The organism is Bartonella sp. AA86SXKL (assembly GCF_042196885.1).
The window spans coordinates 75268-94784 of the sequence record NZ_JBHIRE010000006.1 but is presented as its reverse complement, the minus strand read 5'-3'; the positions used below and the strand labels follow the sequence as shown (position 1 = coordinate 94784).

Annotated in this window: 14 protein-coding genes and 3 pseudogenes; 7 read left to right on the top strand and 10 right to left on the bottom strand. The window is 39.3% G+C overall.

The genetic code is table 11. The features are described from left to right. The first annotated feature begins 369 nt into the window (after window positions 1-369). The 5 genes and pseudogenes from ACFIO5_RS04390 to ACFIO5_RS04370 form a co-directional block, all read left to right on the top strand. Complete coding sequence (locus ACFIO5_RS04390; protein ID WP_375634416.1) at window positions 370-768, top strand: conjugal transfer lipoprotein TrbH; 399 nt, start codon at window positions 370-372, stop codon at window positions 766-768. Window positions 769-1083: 315 nt separating this feature from the next. After that, window positions 1084-1503, top strand: a pseudogene (locus ACFIO5_RS04385) (helix-turn-helix domain-containing protein). 441 nt (window positions 1504-1944) lie between these two features. Beyond that, the gene (gene efp / locus ACFIO5_RS04380) at window positions 1945-2520 is read left to right on the top strand and encodes an elongation factor P (protein ID WP_015856958.1); all 576 of its coding nucleotides are present in this window, start codon (window positions 1945-1947) and stop codon (window positions 2518-2520) included. An 11-nt stretch (window positions 2521-2531) separates the two neighbouring features. Further along, on the top strand, window positions 2532-3323 hold the full coding sequence (locus ACFIO5_RS04375; protein WP_375620999.1) for an inositol monophosphatase family protein: 792 nt from the start codon (window positions 2532-2534) through the stop codon (window positions 3321-3323). An 8-nt stretch (window positions 3324-3331) separates the two neighbouring features. After that, window positions 3332-4028: pseudogene (locus ACFIO5_RS04370) on the top strand (inositol monophosphatase family protein); the annotation flags it as partial. 164 nt (window positions 4029-4192) lie between these two features. Here ACFIO5_RS04370 and ACFIO5_RS04365 read toward each other — a convergent pair. The 5 genes and pseudogenes from ACFIO5_RS04365 to rpmE all read right to left on the bottom strand — a co-directional run bounded on the left by ACFIO5_RS04365 (window position 4193) and on the right by rpmE (window position 7871). Beyond that, window positions 4193-5623, bottom strand: a complete 1431-nt coding sequence (locus tag ACFIO5_RS04365; RefSeq protein ID WP_375705121.1) for a hypothetical protein — start codon at window positions 5621-5623, stop codon at window positions 4193-4195. Beyond that, window positions 5592-5744 carry a hypothetical protein gene (locus ACFIO5_RS04360; protein WP_375680193.1) on the bottom strand — a complete coding sequence of 51 codons (153 nt, stop codon included), beginning with the start codon at window positions 5742-5744 and terminating at the stop codon, window positions 5592-5594. Before ACFIO5_RS04360 ends, ACFIO5_RS04365 begins: the two co-directional genes overlap by 32 nt. 956 nt (window positions 5745-6700) lie before the next feature. Beyond that, window positions 6701-6947: pseudogene (locus ACFIO5_RS04355) on the bottom strand (ABC transporter); the annotation flags it as partial. Between the two features lie 193 nt (window positions 6948-7140). Further along, complete coding sequence (locus tag ACFIO5_RS04350) at window positions 7141-7362, bottom strand: hypothetical protein (protein WP_375636488.1); 222 nt, start codon at window positions 7360-7362, stop codon at window positions 7141-7143. Window positions 7363-7649: 287 nt separating this feature from the next. Next, window positions 7650-7871: a 50S ribosomal protein L31 gene (rpmE, locus tag ACFIO5_RS04345; RefSeq protein WP_005774581.1), complete on the bottom strand. Its 222-nt coding sequence runs from the start codon at window positions 7869-7871 to the stop codon at window positions 7650-7652. A 187-nt stretch (window positions 7872-8058) separates the two neighbouring features. Between rpmE and ACFIO5_RS04340 the strand changes: the two genes are divergently transcribed. Beyond that, entirely contained in the window at window positions 8059-9849 is a 1791-nt protein-coding gene (locus ACFIO5_RS04340; protein ID WP_375671765.1) for an ABC transporter transmembrane domain-containing protein, read from the top strand. Between the two features lie 1938 nt (window positions 9850-11787). On the opposite strand, the gene ACFIO5_RS04335 is transcribed toward ACFIO5_RS04340, so the two are convergent. From ACFIO5_RS04335 to tkt, 5 genes are all read right to left on the bottom strand, one after another. Then, entirely contained in the window at window positions 11788-12201 is a 414-nt protein-coding gene (locus tag ACFIO5_RS04335) for a hypothetical protein (protein WP_375683948.1), read from the bottom strand. 659 nt (window positions 12202-12860) lie between these two features. Beyond that, window positions 12861-13892: a class I fructose-bisphosphate aldolase gene (locus ACFIO5_RS04330; RefSeq protein WP_375705120.1), complete on the bottom strand. Its 1032-nt coding sequence runs from the start codon at window positions 13890-13892 to the stop codon at window positions 12861-12863. A 108-nt stretch (window positions 13893-14000) separates the two neighbouring features. Next, window positions 14001-15194 (bottom strand): phosphoglycerate kinase, encoded by a 1194-nt coding sequence (locus ACFIO5_RS04325; protein WP_375705124.1) that lies wholly within the window; start codon window positions 15192-15194, stop codon window positions 14001-14003. A gap of 514 nt (window positions 15195-15708) precedes the next feature. After that, window positions 15709-16716, bottom strand: coding sequence for a type I glyceraldehyde-3-phosphate dehydrogenase (gene gap, locus ACFIO5_RS04320; RefSeq protein ID WP_375705119.1), 1008 nt, complete (start codon window positions 16714-16716; stop codon window positions 15709-15711). Window positions 16717-16896: 180 nt separating this feature from the next. Beyond that, a complete protein-coding gene (gene tkt / locus ACFIO5_RS04315) occupies window positions 16897-18903 on the bottom strand; it encodes a transketolase (protein WP_375705118.1) in 2007 nt (668 codons plus the stop codon). 334 nt (window positions 18904-19237) lie between these two features. Here tkt and ACFIO5_RS04310 point away from each other — a divergent pair, with 334 nt between their 5' ends. Then, entirely contained in the window at window positions 19238-19513 is a 276-nt protein-coding gene (locus ACFIO5_RS04310; protein ID WP_375617852.1) for a DUF4164 domain-containing protein, read from the top strand. Window positions 19514-19517: the final 4 nt, after the last annotated feature.

Below are 19517 nucleotides of genomic sequence, written 5' to 3'. Positions count from 1 at the left end.
AAAACAGAATAAACATTCATACGTATTTAAAAAAAGATAGCCCTTAAAAAGCAATGCTTGAAAATTTTTTTGGTCGATCTGGAACAGCACCTAACGCATCATTTTATAATAGTGATCGAGGATATGATCTTAACATGCAAACGCAAAAAATTGCTTTTTTATCATAATCACTAAAAGCAGCTGTTTATTAAAATATACGCCACCAGAAGCACTTCAAGCAGCCTTTACAGCTGAAACCATTATTCATCGATTAATTAACCGATTGATTAGATACCGATATGTTGTTAATGTGCTATAAGTAAAGTTGCTCTTATTTCTGGAAGAGGAGCTTCGCAAATAAAGAGCAACAATAAGTAAGGGGAATTAAAGATGTTAAAATATTTATTGCTGTCACCGGTTGTGTTGGTAGCTGGTTGCGCATCTGTAGGCAATTATTCATCAAATTATGTTGATCAAAGTCTTACAAAGCGTCAGGCACAATTAGTCGCTAACAAATTTATTAGCGGTAACAAAGGGTTTTTACCACCCGCTACAACCACACTTCTTATAAAGAAAAATAATACAGCAGACAACTTTACTCCTTTATTTATCAATCTGTTGCGACGGAATGGATATAATGTGATCTATACAGATCAACCTCAAAAGCAACAAAATATGGGTGTGATTTTGAGTTATAGAATAAGATTAAATAGTAGCACTATAGTGTCTCTTTTTCAGTATAACGTGAATGGAGAGCCGCGTTCTTATATAAATACTCATCCCAGATGAACCCGCTATTTAATGTAAACATTCTCTATATTTTACACGTAAAGACTTAAAAGCTCTTGTGAAAGCCAAAGAGATTTACACCTCAATAAAAAACCTCATTTTTAGCCAGAGTGGATAAATTTTATTATAGATTGTAACAATACAAAATAGTGTAAGTTATAGCTTTAAGATTTAAAGAAAGAAAAATACTAAAAATAATGAAAATGCCCCATACCCTAGCAAATTATTACGCGAAGATATAAATGCAAAACTTGGCTTATCTGTGATTGAAGCGGCTGAATAGCTTTCTATATCCTGTGTAGCATTTTCTAGGGTATTGGTAAAAATCCTTATAACGACATTTTCAATGGCAAATTCATTGGCAAAAAAGTTCGTTTGAGACGAAAAATGCTTAAAATGTCTCAAAAAACATTAGGTCAACATTTAGGTGCCACTTTCCAACAAATCCAGAAATATGAAAACGGCTTAAATCGTGTCAGCATAGGGCGTTTAAAATAAATTGCCGCTATCTCAAATGTTCTACTTTCCTTTTTCTATGCTGATATCTTAACAAAACAACAGCCCCCGTACTCTCATGATGAAATCGCATCAAGTACAGAAAAATACCTGCTGCTCAAAAAATTTAGAGTCCTAACCTCGATAAAACAAAGAGCCATTTTACAGCTCATCTCTGATGAGAATACAAACGAACACCCTGTGACAACACACCACGCTCTATCCCATGAGACACTATAATAAACTCCGTATTCACATATTCATCACATATTCTTAATTAAAAACACCTCATGGTTTTAGGGAACTTATATCATTGCCATCAATTATATTATTGCCATCAATGATGATATTTTACGACACAACGGGATAAATTTCCCCAAAAATTCTAAAAAATTTTTGTGCAAATTTTTAAAAAGCTTGCGTCTGAGCGCTTTTTATGGTCTTGCAAAGAACTGAAAAGCAAAAATACATAAAGGTCCTTTTTTACTTAAGCTTTTCTCTTTGCAAAAAGCAGGAGAAAGCCCATAAAGAGCACACAGGACCATGAGAGAGCAGCAAGGTTAATCAAAGGGATTTTAGCCCGAAAATAACAAAAGAGCTTGACTGTTAAAGGCAGCAAAGAAAAGCGCCATAAAGACAACAAGAGAGTTCTTTTTGCAAGAATAGAATTGGATAGAAACGATGAAAATTAATGGCAATGAAATTCGCCCTGGTAATGTGATCGAACATCAAGGAAGCTTATGGGTTGCTGTTAAATGCAACGCTGTAAAACCAGGAAAAGGTGGTGCATTTAACCAAGTTGAAATGAAAAATTTGATTGATGGTACAAAACTTAATGAGCGATTTCGCGCTGCTGAGACCGTTGAACGCGTGCGCCTTGAACAAAAAGATTTCACATTTCTTTATCAACAAGGGGATGCTTTGGTCTTTATGGATTCAGAATCTTATGAACAACTAGAACTTCAAAAGGATTTTGTTGGTGAACGTGCTGCTTTTCTCCAAGATGGGATGACTGTCACAGTTGAACTTTATCAAGAAAAGCCTATTGGCATCTCACTTCCTGATCAAGTTGCTGTCACAATTGCGGAAGCCGATCCTGCCATCAAAGGACAAACGGTTACCTCCTCTTATAAACCCGCCATTCTTGAAAACGGGATTCGTATTCTTGTTCCCCCCTTTATGAATGCTGGTGAACGTATCATTGTAGACACCAATGAGTTGATTTATTTGCGTCGCGCAAATGAAAAAGATAAATAAAGGAATAAAAAATGGCCCATTCTGCAGTCATGAATGTCATGGTGCAAGCTGCAATGAAAGCAGGACGCTCGTTGGTACGTGATTACGGTGAAGTGCAAAATTTGCAAGTGTCTTTGAAAGGACCAGCAGATTATGTCAGCCAAGCAGATCGCAAAGCGGAAAAAATTATTTTCAATGAATTAAGCAAAGCGCGCCCCAAATTTGGTTTTCTGATGGAAGAGTCAGAAGAAATCATTGGAGAAGATTCACAACACCGTTTTATTGTTGACCCTTTAGATGGCACCACAAATTTTCTCCATGGCATTCCTTTTTTTGCTGTTTCCATTGCCTTAGAAAGCCAAGGAAAAATCGTTGGTGGTGTCATTTACAATCCCGTGAATGATGAACTCTTCACCGCAGAACGCGGGTGTGGTGCTTTTTTCAATGACCGCCGCTGTCGCGTTTCTGCTCGACGCAGACTAGAAGATTGTGTCATTGCCACAGGAATGCCTCATTTTGGTCGCCCAAATCATGGAACCTACCTTATTGAATTACGTAATGTGATGGCAGAGGTTGCCGGACTTCGCCGTTTTGGTGCTGCTGCTCTTGATTTAGCTTATGTGGCTGCTGGAAGAACCGATGGCTTTTGGGAAGATAACCTGCAAATTTGGGATATGGCTGCTGGAATACTGATGGTTCGTGAAGCCGGTGGTTTTGTCACCGATAAAGAAGGCGGCAACAATATATTTCGCAAAAAAAATATCATTGCCGGCAATGAACACATTCGCCTAAAATTAGAAAAAACCCTCAAAAAAGGCATTTAGACCTCAGAAAAGATCTAGCAGATGACCTCAGCCAAGCAGATCGCAAAGCGGAAAAAATTATTTTCAATGAATTAAGCAGAGCGCGCCCCAAATTTGGTTTTCTGATGGAAGAGTCAGAAGAAATCATTGGAGAAGATTCACAACACCGTTTTATTGTTGACCCTTTGAGATGGCACCACAAATTTTCTCCATGGCATTCCTTTTTTTGCTGTTTCCATTGCTTTAGAAAGCCAAGGGAAAGTCGTTGCTGGTGTCATTTACAATCCCGTGAGTGATGAACTCTTCACCGCAGAACGCAGGTATGGTGCTTTTTTCAATAACCGACGCTGTCGCGTTTCTTCTCGACGCAGACTGGAAGATTGTGTCATTGCTACAAGCATGCCTCATTTTGGTCGCCCAGGTCATGGAACCTATCTTATTGAATTACGCAATATAATGATGGAAGTTGCCGGACTTCACCGTTTTGGTGCTGCTGCTCTTGATTTAGCTTATGTTGCTTCTGGCAGAACCGATGGCTTTTGGGAAGATAACCTGCAAATTTGGGATATGGCTGCTGGAATACTGATGGTTCGCAAAAACGGTGGTTTTGTCACCGATAAAGAAAGCGGCAGCGATATATTTCGCAAAAAAAAATATCATCACAACAAAACGCCCCAAGAAGCAACAACGACATCAGAAGCCAACATTCTCCCCTACTTCTCTTAAGAAATCACCGCCTACACAGCAAAAAAGATTGACTATAATTTAAAATATCCCCTCTCTGCTAAGGGCTATCACATATGCCTCTCATAGTTTTCACCTCTACATGACAACAGAAATTTTAGCAAATCCATTGATTTATACAGCCATTCCCCCCCTTCATTTAACCATTATCTCAGATAGTCTATGAAATACTCTCGAGATTTATAGTAACAAAAATCTTTGTTTTCCAAAATTGCTTTCTGCATTTCACTTGCAAGCTGCTCTTTATCTTTTTCAACAACCTCTTTCAGCGCCTTTACCTTCTCATTACCGAAGATAATTTTTAATTTTTCTTTTAACTTTTTTTCCTCAACAAGCTTCTCCCAAAAGATCAATCGGTTATCGCATTTCTCATTTGATGATTTCATCCACTCTTTAACGCCTAATTTGTAAGCTTCTTCAAATGTTGGATTCCCTTCAACAATGGAAAGCTTTTTTGCTCTATTTGTGTCATTCTCTTTACAAGTATTGATTACATCTCTAACTGTGACAGAATGGCAACCATTATCAAAGGCAACATAGCCTTTTTTCACTGTTTTAATAAGCTTCTTATAGTAAATGAAAGTTTCTCTTGCCTCCTTATAATCACTGGAAATATCACACAACAACAACAACACATTCTTTTTACAATATAATAATAAAGTACACTCACCAGACCAAGATTCCGAAAGCTTTAGCATTTTCTCTATCTCTTTGTGTTCTATACTTATAGATATGTTGTCCCACAAAGTATCTGTAAATTTTTTCTTTTCATCCTCCCCTGTAAAGTTTTCCTTTTGGTGCTGTTTGCATTCAGCTGTAATCATATCATCAAGAACATATAACCACCAATGAAGTAATAACATCGTAGGTTGACTCCGTTTTTTGTTCGTAAGAGGATCTACAAACTTTTGCAGAGTTATTCCATTCTTGCTCATTAATCGCACTGCTTTTACAAAAAATTTCCTAAAATATGAGGTATCCAAGAGACTACATATTTTTTTGTAATGTTCATAAGTAAGTTTTTTTCCAAGTGCTTGCTTGTACAATAAACGCACTTTGTGATCCCCTCGAACACAAATATCCTTTACCAATGGAAGCCGATCTCCACTGAATTTCATATCTTCCCTAGGATTTTTTATCCCCAGTACGTCTCTTTCCCATAGCCTTACTCCCTCATCCCATTGTTTCAACCATTCCTGCGATATTTTTTGAGTTTTTTTAACAAGCCTTTGTTCCCCTTGTGCAATAATATCTTGATATCCAGCGCAATCTTGCTCTTTTTGCTCAAGTCGTTCAGTCAATTGAAGACACTTCTGTTCCCCTTGTGCAATAATATCTTTATGTCCAGCGCATTCTTGCTCTTTTTGCTCAAGTCGTTCAGTCAATTGAAGACACTTCTGTTCCCATTGTGCAATAATAGCTTGATATCCAGCGCACTCTTGCTCTTTTTGCTCAAGTCGTTCAGTCAATTGAAGACACTTCTGTTCCCATTGTGCAATAATAGCTTGATATCCAGCGCACTCTTGCTCTTTTTGCTCAAGTTGTTTAGTTAAATGCTTGTTCTGATAAATTGCCAATGCAAGCATTAAGCTTCCCCCACAACACACTATCATTGCCAAACCGAACAAAAAATCCACTGAGTATCCCAAATACCACCACTTCCCCATCAATATGATGCAGAAAATCATAACGCCGCATCTTACACTCCCATATTTTTTCCCCCATTTCCAAATGACCTTAATTGTAGCTATTCTGAAAGCTATTGCCAATTTTATGTCTTCTTCCATTCTTGCTCTCTTCTATCCTCACCAACATTTAACGCAGCTCTTTTATCGATCCCTCGATATTGTATCATTATGTGTACATATGATTTAAAAATCACTACATATTATATTTTAATAAAAACAACACACAAAATATAGATATTTTTGTTTGTAAAATAAAACAATTTGTATTTAATAATGCTGTTTTAGTGATTTATGTACTTTAAAGAAAAGCCTTATAAGCCCTCAAAATGCATGATCCATGAAATATTGATTTTCAAAGTAATAAAAACCTTAACTCAACCAAACAGCAAAACAAACTGCGTGCTTTGTTCGCACTGTTTTATAACATCAATAAAAAGCGCCTCTCTGCCTATTTAGCAGTTCTTCTTTAAGTAGCCCAGCACCATCATACTCTTATGCCAGCGCCCCCCGTTGTGATAGCCCTTGAAACTTGAGACGATTCATAAAGAGGACTTATTCTTTCTAAAGTGTTTTATTCACGCGAGCTCTCTCTGCTTGCAGCATGCAAGAGACATGGTTTTGACTAATGCAACATAACCAAATTTGAAACGATAAATTCCATGTAAAATCTCTCATATAAAACAATGAATTATCCTTATAAATCAACGTGACAGTGCTGTTATGAAGAGAACTCCTTGCTCATCTTAATAGTCCATAGCGATTTAACTGGGTATTATTTTATATTTTGTACACAGAAGTGTCTTTATAAAAATACTTCATCTCAGGCAAAAAAAGAACAGCCTATTAAAAAAGAAAATCATCTCAATGCTTGCCTTTCTTTTTTCCATGAGAGTTTCAAATTAATAAGCCTGTCTGAAAAGAGTGCTGTTTACGCCCTTAAAGATACTGCTCTTGTATCAAGATTACTTACTCAGATGAGAATTGCAGTTTAGCCAAATGCGCATAAACATTATTTTTTATAATGAATTGTGTGTTCCTTCTTCCACAAAAGCGCCTTTATCCATCACGAGAATACGATCAGCTTTTAAAATTGTTGCCAAACGATGTGCAATGACCAGGATTTAGGATTTTGTATCAATCCTTCTAAGGTATCTTGCACCAACTTTTCACTGTTTGCATCTAAAGCAAATGTTACTTCATCAAGTAGCAACATTTTGATTTATAATAATAATTCATTGTTTTATATGTTGAATGAGAATCCCGAATACCGTAGGATTCTCTCATTTCAAACCATGTTCCATGGTGAACCAATCAAAACCATGCCTTTTGCACTTTACAAGTGGGGAGAGCTCGCGTGAATAAAAAAACTATTAAGAAAGGACTTAAAATGCCTATAATAAATTATCTCAAGTGCCAAGGGCTGTAGCAACATCCACGAGTTGGCAAATATAATGATGGTGCCGGCTTGCAACAAGAGGGCTGCATTTCTTAAAATCGCCAGTGCAATACCAATGCGTTGTTTTTGCCCCCCCAGAAAGCATGGTACCACGTTCTTCTACTTGCGTATTCAAGCCATCTGGTAAAGCTTGAATAAATTCAAATGCATTGGCAGCTTTAGAAGCGGCCAAAATTTCCTCTCCATGGGTATGTTCAGTTCCAAAAAAAGAAGAAAAGTTTACAATTATTTTATTTCAAGTCTTTATACTCTAGGGAAGAAAGGATTTATGCATATATTCAAAATGATTTTTGAATTTAAAAACGCAACCACAATGATTTATAAGTGTTTAAGACCCATCTGTTTATGTCGGATGCGTTTTTGAATTAATATTTAAAGTGCACTCTTTGATAGGATAAAAAATCCATCCATTTGCAATCGATTTGTTTAAAACCTTTGTACCCCATAAAAAGGAGGCTTTTACATGCCAATATTACCAAAACGATTTTTGAATTTAGAAAGACGACCACCACGATCTACGAGTGTTTGGGAGCCACCTGTCCATGCCGGATGCGTTCTTGGATCAATATCTAGATTAAGAGTATCGCCTTCTTTTCCCCAAGTAGAGCGCGTCGTATATTGGGTTCCATCCGTCATAACAACGGTAATTTTATGATAATTGGGGTGAATATTCGCTTTCATGCGTCAAACCTTTTGCGTTTATAGAATGAAATAGCACTTGCTTGTTTTTTTAAGTGCACTTCCTTTGTCTTTTTGATACATTGATTTAAAGTATTTATTTCTATAACTGAGCACGCATCAAAAAACAAGTGTTCAAGATACATCATTGTATCAAGTGTTACAAATCCAATACAGTGAGCAAAATTTTATGACATTACGTTATCGTTCAGAAAAATCGACAAAGTCTTCCCCTAAGAAATCTTCATTCTCTTCGCTTGCAATTTTTTTTCCCTATATTTTGCGCTATCGTTGGTTGTTTATCTTTGCTTTTCTAGCGTTATCTGTTGCTGCTCTTGTCACATTAGCTTTGCCTGTGGCTATCCGCCAAATGTTTGATCATGGGTTTTCTACTTCAAGCCATGGACATATCAATTTTTACTTTGGAATTTTGTTTATCTTAGCCTTGTTTCTCGCATTTGCTTCAGCAGCCCGTTATTACTGTGTTATCACCTTAGGAGAACGGATTGTTGCCGATTTACGGCGTGATGTGTTTGTCCATATTATGAAACTTTCTCCTGCTTTTTTTGATCGATCACATTCAGGAGAGATTGTTTCAAGGCTTCTAACAGATACCACACAAATAAAATTAGCTGTGGGCTCTACCGCCTCTACCGCTTTGCGTCAGCTGATTATCGTGATCGGAGCCGTCGTAATGATGGTGATCACCAATGCTAAATTGTCTTTGTTGGTTTTAGCTGCTATTCCTGTTGTGGCCATTCCCTTGGTAGTCTTTGGACGTAAAGTTCGCTCTCGTACCCGCGCGGCGCAAGATCGTCTCGCAGATGCCAATGCTGTTGCTACAGAGCAGGTAAGTGCTATTCGCACTGTGCAAGCTTTTACCGCTGAAAAACTCGTTACAATACGTTTTTCACAATTGATAGAACGTGCTTTTCAAACAGCACGTGCTTCTGTAATCTTGCGCTCCTTTTTTACGGGGTTTGCAATTTTTTTGGTTTTTAGCAGTGTGGTTGCTGTTTTATGGATTGGATCGCGTGATGTTTTGAATGGAACGATGACAGGGGGAACCTTAGGGCAATTTGTCCTTTATGCGGTTTTTGGAGCTTCTACTTTTGCGCAATTATCGGAACTGGGAGCAGAATTAATCCAAGCAGCAGGCGCTGCTGAACGGCTTGCCGAATTGTTACAAGAACAACCTACTATTGTAGCTCCTAAAAATGCTTTATCATTGGCGCAACCTGTTCGAGGTGAACTTGTTTTTGATCAGGTTGATTTTACCTATCCTTCTAGACCACAAGAGAAAGTTTTACGCTCGCTTTCATTTTCTGTAAAAGCAGGCGAAACGGTTGCTTTTGTTGGGGCTTCCGGAGCAGGAAAAAGCAGTATTTTTTCTTTGATCCTTCGTTTTTATGATCCAATAAGTGGAACAATTCGGTTGGATGGCATGGAAATTAATCGCCTTTCTTTACAAGATTTACGCAGTGCAATTTCCTATGTTCCACAAGATGTCGCCATTTTTGATGGAACATTGCGTGATAATATTATTTTTGGAACTGAAAATACCCATGAAGAGGAAATCCTTGTTGCCGCTAAAGCGGCTAATGCACTTGAATTTATTCAAGCTTTACCAGATGGCTTGAATACGCAAGTAGGAGAACGCGGTACCATGCTTTCTGGGGGACAAAAACAACGCATTGGTATTGCGCGGGCAATTTTAAGAAATGCACCCCTCTTGCTGCTTGATGAAGCAACATCGGCTTTGGATGCAAACAGTGAAAAGTTGGTGCAAGACGCTTTAGAAGGATTGATGCAAAATCGTACAACCTTGGTCATTGCACATCGTTTAGCAACAATTTTAAAAGCAGATCGTATTCTTGTGATGGATAAAGGCGCCCTTGTTGAAGAAGGAACGCATGCTGAACTTGTGGCAAAAAATGGCGTTTACGCTTACCTCGCAAAACTCCAATTTTCACCTGAGTAAGTGATCATGATACAAGAGCCGTATCTTTAAAGGCATAAACAGTGCTCTTTTCAGACAGGCTTATCAATTTAAATCTCTCATGGAAAAAAGAAAGGCAAGCATTGAGATGTTTTTCTTTTTTCTGCGCAAGATAGAGCATTTTTATAAAGACACTTCTGTGTACAGAATGTAAAATGATACCAAGTTAATCTCTATGGACTATTAAGATGAGCAAGGAGTTCTCTTCATAACAGCGCCATAACGGTGATTTATAAGGATAATTCATTGTTTTTCATGAAAGATCATAAATACCATAGGATTTTCTCATGTCAAACCCTCATAGTAAGTCAAACAAAATCTCTTGCTTGCTCATCACAAGCAGAGTTGGCGTGTGAAGTGAAACGGTACAAGAAAGGAATAAAATACCTCTCTTGCCCCTTTACATTCTAAGGGCTGTCAAAACATTGGGGCGCTGACAAAAGAGTATACGCTGGCAAAAAGTATAATAGGTGCTCGCTTGCTTGAGACCCTTATGCGGCTCACACTTGATAGGGTTCTAGGGACACAAGCTCTATCCTAAAGACTGACCACACTCTTTAAAAAAACTGAATATTAAAAATTTGCCCTCTCTCACCGCTCTAAACAATAGTGTTTACCGAAAATCATGACAAATTGTAATTCACAAATACACTTCTCTATTGCAAGAGTATCCTTTTATTCTCTTTCAAAAATACGAACACTTTTTGAATATTGTTTACAGATCCGTCTTATTGAAAAAGAGCAAAGATTTTTTTAGCACTTTTGGGCTTCTTATAACTTTTGTGTGAGAGCACATGAGAAACAGCGTTTATAATAAACTGGCTTTTGGCAAAATCGTAAAATTTTATCAAATTTATTGTTTGTAAATATCACCACGACCACTGTTCTGCTCTTGCAGACACGCAACCTCAAAACGACGTTCTCTTTACTCACAAATCGTCTCTCCAGCTCTCTCTTTCAGTCATAGCCCATAAAAATAAGGATAGAGTACTTCGATTAAACACCATCTTCTCACCCCCTCCAAGCCCCATATATTTTACAGCTCTCAATTTTATAGCACCCCCTGTCGTGCTTTAAGAAGGCATTTTAACGATGATAAGAACATGTACAAAGAGGATATATCTTTAGGGTCTTTATGTTTTAAAGCTTGCACTAAATCATAATTTTTTTGTATAGCGAGCTAAGCGTATGCAGAACTGACACCCTAACCATTTCAAACCATTCAGCTGTTTCAGGAACAGATAAGCCAAGTTTTACGATTATATCTTCAACCACGAATTCACCGAAGTACGGAGGATTTTCATCATTTTTTAGCGCTCCCTCTTCAGTGATCCTCTAGATAATTAACTCATTCAGCATCTATACCAGAAAAGCGAAATATTACATGCTAATTTTCCTTTACATTCATTAGCCAAGCCCCCTCAAAATAACCTTTTAGTGAATAGAGCTAAAAGGATAAGTCTTCAAAACCATTTGGTGATATAGCTATATCAAGAGCACCTAAAATACGACTTAGTTGCTCAATATAGGCGATTTTCCCCTTTTTATCGTATCAGTCTTGTAGAAGACTTTAAGTCTTTTATGCTTAAATCAAAAAATTATAATTGGATTATATTGCATAAAGATGCTTTTTCTCATTTTTCCATTTAACACACGATAAGTTACCATTTAGGCACGATGAGAAGCTTTCCCCTTATATCATACATGTTAAAAACAAAATAAGCCGTTTGGGTATCTTAAGGTCAAGGATGCAGTTAGGCGCAACTTGTAAAGGGTTGCCTTGAGGCTTAAGGACCCAAGGCTTGTTAGTCCCTTCATTAAAAGCGGGTCTGATGTCATTATTTTGGAGAGCGATTATTAAGAATTTGAGAGGCAGACAGCCTCTCATTTTGATTTGTACGCAAACAAAGTGCACTCTATTTATTCAGGAAGAATAAGAATATACCCAGGAGGTGCTAAACGGAATAAGAGAGCGTCGTAACCCCACGCAGCAGACAGGAAGCAAATAGAAGAAACGCCTTCAAGAATTGTTAAGAATAATGCGTACGATATAGCGGCTTCATCTGCTGCTTCGCGGCGTTCTATAAGATATCCGAAAAAAAATAAAAAGCACCCTATTCCACTCACCGACCCAAAGACTTTTAATGCGGTATGAACCGGCCCACGTATGTTGAGCAAGATAATAAAAATTATGAAAGTAAATACTGTAAAGATCCCTTCGAATACCCCACGCACCATATTGCACAATTTTCGCATCATAATTGCAGAAAAGCTCTGTTCTGCGTATCGATTTTTTCTTTTGATGCTTGTATTCTTAGAAGATATACCGTCCACAACTCCCCCCGTTTTAAGCCAAGATGCTATGAAGTTAGTTACTTTCAATTATATCATCAAAAAATACAAGAAAAATTTATCCATTTTAACGAAAAAATAGGTGTTTTATTGAGGTGCAAATCTATTTTCTTTCGCAAGAGTTATTCAATTCGTTCGCCAATAGAAAACTACCCCCATTGAAGAGGAAGCTATCCTGACGCAGAAAAGCTTCATAATCTGTATTCCAATCCGCTCAGAAATCGCAACTTTCTAATCTACCCGCTTAATCCACCTTTGAAACTGCAATAAAATAAATTCTGCTGATGACAAGTAATGATAACATGAAAAAGAGAAAATATCACAATATCAAACTCTTCAATACAGTATGAGCTTTATGATTTTCACTCAAGAAGTAAGTGCCCACCCATGAACGACACCATACTAAAGTGCTGTGCATTCACAAATTTCCTAGCATTATCTCCCCTTCTCGAAATTGCACCTCTCCCGCAATCTTATCTCTCGATAGCACCCATTAAAGACTTTTAAAAGGTCCAAGGAAAAAACTCTCTGAGAAAGCTTTTAAGCCTAAAATGCCCCCGCCATTCTTATCATGATGAGGGCACCAAAAATCACGCAGAAACATGCAAAATCTCTCCGCATTTAAAAACAGAGCTTGTGCTTCAATCGCACACTTTTTCTTGTTCTTTTGTCCATTGTCCCAAGGCCGCAAGATGGTTCATCCGAGCCCGATGACGAAAGGCCTTCTGTGCAACAGCAATATTTTCATCTTTTCCCGCCCATGCTTTTAAGGCAGCTGCTTGCAGTGCTCGTCCATAGGAAAAGGTCAATTTCCAAGGCAATACGCCCAAAGAATTCATAGCAGATAAATGCGCCGTTGCTTCCTGATCAGACTGCCCTCCAGAAAGAAAAGCAATTCCTGGAACAGCAGCAGGAACAGTCTGTTTAAGCACTTGGATGGTCTTTTCAGCAACTTCTTCAACAGAAGCCTTGCGAGCATCCTTTCCATCAATCACCATATTGGGCTTTAAAATCATCCCCTCCAAAAGAACACGAGCTTCAAACAATTCTTTAAAGACAGCCTGCAAAACAGTGCGTGTCACCTCAAAGCAGCGTGTAATTGAATGCCCACACGATGGTCCATCCATCAACACTTCCGGCTCAACAATGGGCACAATATTGAACTCCTGACATAAGGCAGCATAGCGTGCAAGAGCTTGTGCATTTTGTCTTATGGCGCCTCTTGTTGGCAAAGTGTGTTCATCAATAGCAATTACCGCACGCCATTTAGCAAAACGTGCTCCCAAAGCATAATAGTCTTTTAGCCGCTCACGAAGACTATCCAACCCTTCGGTAATTGTCTCTTGGGGAAAAGCAGCCAAGGGTTTCGCACCGGTATCAACTTTAATCCCTGGCAAAGCGCCTGAATCCCGAATAAGATCCGTCAACATTTTCCCAGTAGATGCTTTTTGCCGAATGGTTTCATCAAATAAAATAACCCCAGAGATGGCGTTTTCCATCGCTTCTTTTGTACTAAAAAGCATTTCACGATAAGCACGGCGCTTATCTTCATTGGATTCAACACCAATGCTTTCAAAACGCTTTCCAATGGTCGCCGTACTTTCATCTGCCGCCAAAATACCTTTACCCGCATGCACCAAAGCAAGTGCAATATCTTCAAGCCGTTCATTCATAAAAAATTCCTCTTTATTTTGTCTTAATTTCTAAAAATGCGCAACACTATCAAAACACTCTACACGACCGTATAGTTTTTCTTTAACCTTCCCCTTCAAAGAAGCCCTTTAAGCCTGCATAAGGGCAAGAATACCAGGAAGGGTCTTTCCTTCCATCCATTCCAAAAAAGCTCCTCCAGCAGTCGAAAGATAAGTAAAATCATTGGCAACACCGGCATGATTAAGGGCAAAAACCGTATCGCCCCCTCCCGCAATTGAAACCAACTTTCCCGTCAAACTACGTTCTGCTGCATGGCGTGCAACGGCAATGGTTCCCTTATCAAAGGGAGACATCTCAAAAACACCAAGGGGTCCATTCCACACAAGAGTAGCAGCTTCATCTATCGCAGCATTGATATGCGCAATAGAGCGCGTCCCAATATCCAATATCATGCCATCTTGTGGAATATCTTCAATGTCATAAAGACGATGCGGTGCATCTTTTTCAAAACGAAATCCCACAACAGCATCCTGAGGGAGCAGAAGCGTACAGTGACACTCTCGCGCTTTTTTAATAATTTTTTTTATCGTTTCCATCAATGCATGTTCACACAGTGATTTCCCTACATGGATACCTTGCGCAGCTAAAAAACTGTTAGCCATCCCCCCACCAATAATTAAGGAGTCAACTTTTTCCACCAAATGATTGAGCACAAAAAGCTTACTAGAAACCTTTGCTCCTCCCACAAGGGCAACCACAGGACGTGCTGGATTGCCAAGTCCTTTTTCTAATGCCTGCAATTCACCTTGCAAAGAGCGTCCTGCATAAGAAGGCAACAAATGCGTTATTCCCTCCACCGAAGCATGGGCACGATGAGAAACTGAAAAAGCATCATTAACATAGAGATCTCCATTATGAGCCAAAGCTTCTGCAAAAGAACAATCATTCTTTTCTTCACCAGCATAAAAACGAACATTTTCAAGCAGTAAAACACCACCATTTTGTAATGACTCAACTGCAACCTGCACCGCCGAACCGATACAGTCAGGAGCAAAAGCAACCGGCTGATTAATGATCTTTTCCAGCACTTGCACAACAGGACGGAGTGAAAACTCTTGCTCTACCTTTCCTTTGGGGCGACCACAATGAGAAAGCAGAATAAGTTTAGCACCACACTTTTGTAGCTCAATGAGTGTCTCTTTATGCCGCTCTAAGCGTGTCGTATCACAGACCTTACCCTGCGCCATTGGCACATTAAAATCCACCCGCACAAGAACACGTTTTCCAGTGACATCAACATCATCAAGTGTACGAAACCCCATCACTGCTTCCTCTTCACTTTCCATTGTTTCAAATAAAAACGCATCCAACAACCCTGCCCACTTTTCTTTCCACTTATCCCCCTCTTTGCTTTTACAAGAGATCCACGACAGCCTATCTCTCACCCTTTGCTTAATAAAAATCCAAAGCTTTTATCGTCAAATGTACAAAAGCCCACCATTGCTCTTAATCTTCATATCCCATTGTGGCAAACAAATGCATTGGCTCAACTTGATCTCTATTAAAGCTTCCTTTTACTTCTAGGAAAAAGAGTTTACATCTCCTGTTTTCTAACGTTTTCTCAAAAGGTGTCTCGTTCAGATCTTACTTTTTAAAGTTTACTCTTTCATGCAGGTTTTAAAAGCACGTATTGACACAGTATTAAAACAAAACACATCATCAATTTTTCAATAGCCTCTTCTCTCTAGCGCATGAGAACAACAGCCTCTATCTGTTTTTCTCAAAATTGCACAAAAATGAGACTTTTCCCTATAAAAAGAGGACCCTGAGGTCCTCTTATATTGTCTTAGCAAAAGCCACTGCCGTATCACTCATACGGTTAGAAAAGCCCCATTCATTATCATACCAAACCAAAACGCGACAGAGCTTACCATCAATCACTTTTGTTTGATCATTGTGGAAAATAGCTGAATGAGGATTATGATTAAAATCACAACTCACAAGTTTCTCTTCTGTATAATCCAAAATGCCCTTCAAAGGACCTCGTGCAGCAATAGCAATAGCTGTATTAATTTCTTCGATTGTTGTGGAACGCTTAGCGATAAATGTCAAATCAACCACAGAAACATTAGGGGTCGGAACACGAATCGATACACCATCAAGCAATCCCTTTAATTCTGGCAAGACCAATCCCACAGCTTTTGCCGCTCCTGTTGAGGTAGGAATCATAGAAAGAGCTGCCGCACGTGCACGATAAAGGTCCCGATGCATTGTATCCAACACAGGTTGATCACCCGTATAAGAATGGATTGTTGTCATGAAGCCCTTTTCAATGCCCACCGTGTTATGTAAAACTTGTGCAACAGGCGCCAAACAATTGGTTGTACAAGAAGCATTTGAAACAACGCGATGCTCGCTGCTTAAAGATTGATGATTAACCCCATAGACGACCGTAAGATCTGCTCCTTCAGAAGGCGCAGAAATAAGAACACGCTTTGCCCCCGCATCTAAATGAGCACTTGCTTTATCACGCGCAGTAAAAATACCCGTACATTCCAAAGCAATATCGATATCCAAATCTTTCCAAGGCAATTGAGCAGGATCACGCTCTGCGCATACCTTTATTAAACCACCTCCCACATCAATAGCATCCCCTATCACCTTAACGATATCAGGAAAACGCCCATGAACTGAATCATAGCGTAATAAATGGGCATTTGTTTCCACCGATCCCAAATCATTAATTGCAACCACTTCAATATCTTGTCGTCCACTTTCCACAAGTGCACGTAAAATATTGCGACCAATACGACCAAACCCATTAATTGCAACACGAACTGTCATTTCACATGTTTCCTCATAAATTTTTTAAGCACAACATTTAAAACACAATAAATGGGTATTTCACCAATCCCAAATCATTAATTCCCACATTGTCAATATCTTGATCACTCACTCACTTATCCACAATAATGCACAAAATATGATGCCCTAAAACCACCCCATTCATGACAACACAAGCTGTCACTTTGTCTTTTCTTCTTTGATCTTTTCCAGCTCTTTTTCAACGGTGGCAACGACATTTTCCCAAGTAATACCAAAATGCGCATAAAGGGCATCAATTGTTCCACTTGCCCCAAAGCCCTCCATACCAATAAACACACCATCACAGCCAATAAAACGGTCCCATCCTTGGGCGACGGCAGCTTCAATGGCAACTTTAATCGGTGCATCTCCAATGAGAGCACGCTGATAGGAGAGAGATTGTTGAGAAAAAAGTTCAAAACAAGGCACAGAAACCACACGCGTTGGGATGCCTTTTTCTTCTAACACCGCATGTGCCTCCACTGCAATTTGCAATTCTGAACCAGAAGAAAACAGCGTCACTTGTGCATCATCGCTAGCTGTTAGGAATTCATAAGCACCAAGCATACAGAGATTTTCTTCTTCATACTCCTGACGCAAAAGCGGTAGATTTTGTCGACTCAAAGCCAAGGTAGAAGGTGTCCCGCGTGCTTTCAAAGCCAATTGCCAACACTCGACTGTCTCCATAGCATCGGCAGGACGGAACACAAAATGATTAGGCATTGCACGCAGGCAAGCCAAATGCTCCACGGGTTGATGGGTCGGACCATCCTCACCAAGACCAATAGAATCATGAGTCATGACATAAATCACCCGCAACCCCATGAGAGAAGACAAACGCATAGCAGGACGCATATAGTCAGAAAAGCATAAAAAGGTTCCCCCATAAGGAATAAAGCCGCCATAAAGGGCAAGACCATTCATCACAGCTCCCATTACATGTTCGCGAATTCCATAATGCAGATAGCGCCCTGAAAAATCTTCAGCAGAGATACTTTTCATCTGGCTGCTTTTTGTATTATTAGATCCGGTTAAATCAGCCGAACCACCAATAGTTTCAGTAACGACTTCATTAATCACTTCAAGAGCCATTTCCGAAGCTTTACGCGTAGCAACAACAGGGCGCTCTTCAACGAGTTTTTGTTTATAAGTATCAATAGCACCATCAAATCCGCCCACGAGATCGCCCCGCATCAATCTTTCGAACTCCACACGCTCTGAAACAGGAAGACCAGCAAATTTTTCTTCCCATTTTTGGCGTTTTTTAGCAGCATTGAGACTAGCCAAGCGCCAATTATCAAGAATATCGGCTGGAATAACGAAAGGCTCAGCATCCCACCCTAACGCGATACGGGTTTCAGTGATTTCTCGTGCGCCCAAAGGAGCTCCATGAACTTTATTGGTACCCGCTTTATTGGGTGCTCCAAAACCAATTGTTGTTTTACAAGCAATCAAAGTTGGTTTATCGGAATTTTGTGCCGCCTCAATAGCCCGCGCAATTGCTGCTTGATCATGCCCATTGACTTTATGTGTCTCCCAACCAGATGCCTTAAAACGCGCAATCTGATCTGTACTGTCAGCAAGGGAAATCTCTCCATCGATAGAAATATTATTATCGTCCCACAATACAATAAGCTTATTGAGTTTCAAATGACCAGCAAGGGAAAGTGCTTCTTGAGATATCCCTTCCATAAGGCATCCATCGCCCACCAACGCATAAGTGTAATGGTTGATAAGATCACCAAAACGGGCATTTTGCAAACGCTCTCCAAGAGCCATCCCCACGGCATTAGCCAACCCTTGTCCAAGAGGACCAGTCGTTGTTTCGATTCCTGCCACATGCCCATATTCTGGATGCCCGGCAAGCTTTGCTCCTAATTGGCGAAAATTTTTGAGATCTTCAATGCCAATATCTTCATAACCAGAAAGATACAAGAGAGCATAAAGCAACATAGACCCATGTCCTGCTGATAACACAAAACGATCACGGTTAGGCCAGCGAGGTTTTTTGGGGTCATGAGCAAGGAATCTTGTATAAAGAACCGTAGCAATATCGGCTGCTCCCATTGGCAAGCCCGGATGACCAGAATTTGCTTTTTCAATCGCATCAATAGCAAGAAAACGGATAGCATTGGCCATCTGATTCTGTTGGTGGGTGTTTGTCATGAATAATCGACCATTTCGTTAAATACGTTATTCTGTTGCTTTTTCCGTATTCTCTTAAAATTCTCAAGAAATACTATTTTCTAACCATTAGCGTGAGACTTTTTGCCACCACTTCAATAATATTAATAACATTCCCCTCACGCGTTCTGTATATCCATGTCATTTATGCCAATACGCGCAAAAAATCCAGCTTTTAATTTATATCTATCCCCTGCTTTGCTTGCTAAAATATCCTACATACTTAAAAATAAAATGCACACAACACAAGAGTGAAAGTGATTCGTTTTTGCATAACACATTGATAAAGGATACAATTACCCAAAGGATAAAGGCAATGAACCAAGAGACTACAGTTCTACAAGATGCTTTAGAGCACCTAGAAAAGGCACTTAGAACTTTAGAGATTACCATAATAAACCGCAATGCGGTTATTAATAAAAATAACGAATGGGAAGAAGAAATCCAACGAATGAATGCTGACCGCAGCCATCTTGCCCAAGCGCTTGACAAAGCTGAAGCCCAAATTGAACGCTTAGAGTCCGTAAACAAAGAAGTTTCCAAACGTCTTATTAAAGCAATGGAAACAATTCGTGTTGTCATTGATAGATAAAGGT

What these genes read in the sequence shown, in the direction of transcription:
- rpmE (WP_005774581.1), bottom strand. Translation starts at nt 7,871, where the DNA reads ATGAAAGCGAATATTCACCCCAATTATCATAAAATTACCGTTGTTATG.
- efp (WP_015856958.1), top strand. Translation starts at nt 1,945, where the DNA reads ATGAAAATTAATGGCAATGAAATTCGCCCTGGTAATGTGATCGAACAT.
- ACFIO5_RS04330 (WP_375705120.1), bottom strand. Translation starts at nt 13,892, where the DNA reads ATGAATGAACGGCTTGAAGATATTGCACTTGCTTTGGTGCATGCGGGT.
- ACFIO5_RS04390 (WP_375634416.1), top strand. Translation starts at nt 370, where the DNA reads ATGTTAAAATATTTATTGCTGTCACCGGTTGTGTTGGTAGCTGGTTGC.
- ACFIO5_RS04325 (WP_375705124.1), bottom strand. Translation starts at nt 15,194, where the DNA reads ATGGGGTTTCGTACACTTGATGATGTTGATGTCACTGGAAAACGTGTT.
- ACFIO5_RS04340 (WP_375671765.1), top strand. Translation starts at nt 8,059, where the DNA reads ATGACATTACGTTATCGTTCAGAAAAATCGACAAAGTCTTCCCCTAAG.
- ACFIO5_RS04360 (WP_375680193.1), bottom strand. Translation starts at nt 5,744, where the DNA reads ATGCGGCGTTATGATTTTCTGCATCATATTGATGGGGAAGTGGTGGTA.
- gap (WP_375705119.1), bottom strand. Translation starts at nt 16,716, where the DNA reads ATGACAGTTCGTGTTGCAATTAATGGGTTTGGTCGTATTGGTCGCAAT.
- tkt (WP_375705118.1), bottom strand. Translation starts at nt 18,903, where the DNA reads ATGACAAACACCCACCAACAGAATCAGATGGCCAATGCTATCCGTTTT.
- ACFIO5_RS04375 (WP_375620999.1), top strand. Translation starts at nt 2,532, where the DNA reads ATGGCCCATTCTGCAGTCATGAATGTCATGGTGCAAGCTGCAATGAAA.
- ACFIO5_RS04310 (WP_375617852.1), top strand. Translation starts at nt 19,238, where the DNA reads ATGAACCAAGAGACTACAGTTCTACAAGATGCTTTAGAGCACCTAGAA.